Origin of the sequence: Curtobacterium sp. ME26 (assembly GCF_903970945.1) — a bacterium.
Lineage (GTDB): Bacteria > Actinomycetota > Actinomycetes > Actinomycetales > Microbacteriaceae > Curtobacterium > Curtobacterium citri.
In genome coordinates this window covers 1-1,734 of sequence record NZ_CAJCKG010000098.1, presented here as the reverse complement: position 1 = coordinate 1,734, position 1,734 = coordinate 1, and the positions used below count along the sequence as shown (strand labels likewise).

Annotated in this window: 3 protein-coding genes; all 3 read left to right on the top strand. The window is 71.5% G+C overall.

Features of this window, described 5'->3' with window-relative positions; all coding sequences use genetic code 11:
* Positions 1 to 693, top strand: a 693-nt coding sequence (tpiA, locus tag H7A69_RS17175; protein ID WP_182048148.1) for a triose-phosphate isomerase, incomplete at its 5' end; no start/stop codon positions are given.
* Between the two features lie 147 nt (positions 694 to 840).
* Positions 841 to 1,092 carry a preprotein translocase subunit SecG gene (secG, locus tag H7A69_RS17170; RefSeq protein WP_058727797.1) on the top strand — a complete coding sequence of 84 codons (252 nt, stop codon included), beginning with the start codon at positions 841 to 843 and terminating at the stop codon, positions 1,090 to 1,092.
* 2 nt (positions 1,093 to 1,094) lie between these two features.
* Positions 1,095 to 1,454: an RNA polymerase-binding protein RbpA gene (locus H7A69_RS17165; RefSeq protein WP_069710832.1), complete on the top strand. Its 360-nt coding sequence runs from the start codon at positions 1,095 to 1,097 to the stop codon at positions 1,452 to 1,454.
* Positions 1,455 to 1,734: the final 280 nt, after the last annotated feature.

Sequence of the window (1,734 nt, the reverse complement as noted above, 5' to 3'; positions counted from 1 at the left end):
ACGTTGAAGGACGCCCGCCACGACCACGACGACGTCGAGGTCGCGGTGTTCCCGCCCTTCACCGACCTCCGCAGCGTGCAGACGCTCATCTCGGCGGACAAGCTGTCGATCCGCTTCGGCGCGCAGGACCTCTCGCAGTACGACTCCGGCGCCTACACCGGTGACGTCTCGGGGGCCTTCCTCGCCGCGCTCGACGCGCAGTACGTCATCGTCGGGCACTCCGAGCGTCGTACGATGCACGGGGAGACCGACGAGGTCGTCGCCGCGAAGACCGCCGCCGCCGTCAAGCACGGCATCGTGCCGGTCGTCTGCGTCGGGGAGACCGGCGAGGAGCGCGAGCAGCGCGGGGCGGGCGTCGTCCCGGTCGAGCAGCTGAACGTGGTCCTCGGCGCCGTGCAGCCGTCCGAGATCGTCGTGGCGTACGAGCCCGTCTGGGCCATCGGCTCCGGCCAGGCCGCCACGCCCGAGCAGGCGCAGGACGACTGCGCCGCCCTCCGTCGGGCCGTCGCCGCGGCGTGGGGCGACGAGGCCGCTGCGGCCACGCGGGTGCTCTACGGCGGTTCGGTGAAGTCGGGCAACATCGCCGGCTTCCTCCGCGAGCCCGACATCGACGGCGCGCTCGTCGGTGGCGCTTCGCTCGACGTGCAGGAGTTCGCGGCCATCGCGCGCTTCCGGCAGCACGTCGGACTCTGATCCACCCAGTCCAGGCCGGTCGCGTCCGCGTGACCGGCCTGGACCACGTCCGGCCCGCGTCGACCGCGGGCCACACCCGTGCCGGTGGCCCCGGTCGCTCCGGCGGCCCGGTACACTTGCAAGGCTGACTGACACGAAAGGTACGTCGTGGCGATTCTCTCCGTCGTGCTGCAGGTCCTGCTCGCGATCACGAGCCTCCTGCTCACGCTCCTCATCCTGCTGCACAAGGGCCGCGGTGGCGGCCTCTCCGACATGTTCGGCGGCGGCGTGACGAGCAACCTCGGGGCGTCCGGCGTCGCCGAGCGCAACCTCAACCGCATCACGGTGATCCTCGGTCTGGTCTGGATCGTGTCGATCATCGTGCTCGGTCTCATCAACAAGTTCACAGCGGGGAGCTGAACATGGCATCCGGAGGCAGTGCAATCCGAGGGTCGCGCGTCGGCGCAGGCCCCATGGGGGAGCAGGACCGCGGGGTCCAGGCAGAGCGTGTGGCCGTCTCGTACTGGGACGCCCTCGGCAACGAGGTCGTGCGGTACTTCGCCGCGAACCTGCCCGACGACGAGATCCCGGAGACGGTGGACTCGCCGTCCACGGGCCTCCCGGCCGGTCGCGACAAGGAGAACCCTCCCGTCGTCGCGAAGACGGAGCCCTACAAGACGCACCTCGCGTACGTGAAGGAGCGCCGCACCGAGGAAGAGGCAGCGCAGCTCCTCGAGGACGCGCTGCAGCAGCTCCGCCAGCGTCGCGGTACCGCCAAGTAGCACCAGACGTCACGAAGGCCCCCGCACCGATCGGTGCGGGGGCCTTCGTCGTCTGCGGGAGGCGGCGCCGCGCCCGGCGCTGCTCACTCGGGTTCCGCGACTCGCCGCGCGGATGACGTCGCGGTTCCGCGGCAAGCGAGTCTGCGCAGCGAGAGCGCACGATTGCGGAACCTCAGGCACGGGGACAGAGGTGGAGGGACCTCGGCGGGCAGGCGCTACCGGCACCGACGACGGACGGGAGGCGCGGTGCCAGCCGGCACCGCGCCTCCCGTCCGTCAGG

Coding starts and splice junctions, on each gene's coding strand:
- H7A69_RS17165 (WP_069710832.1), top strand. CDS start 1,095: ATGGCATCCGGAGGCAGTGCAATCCGAGGGTCGCGCGTCGGCGCAGGC.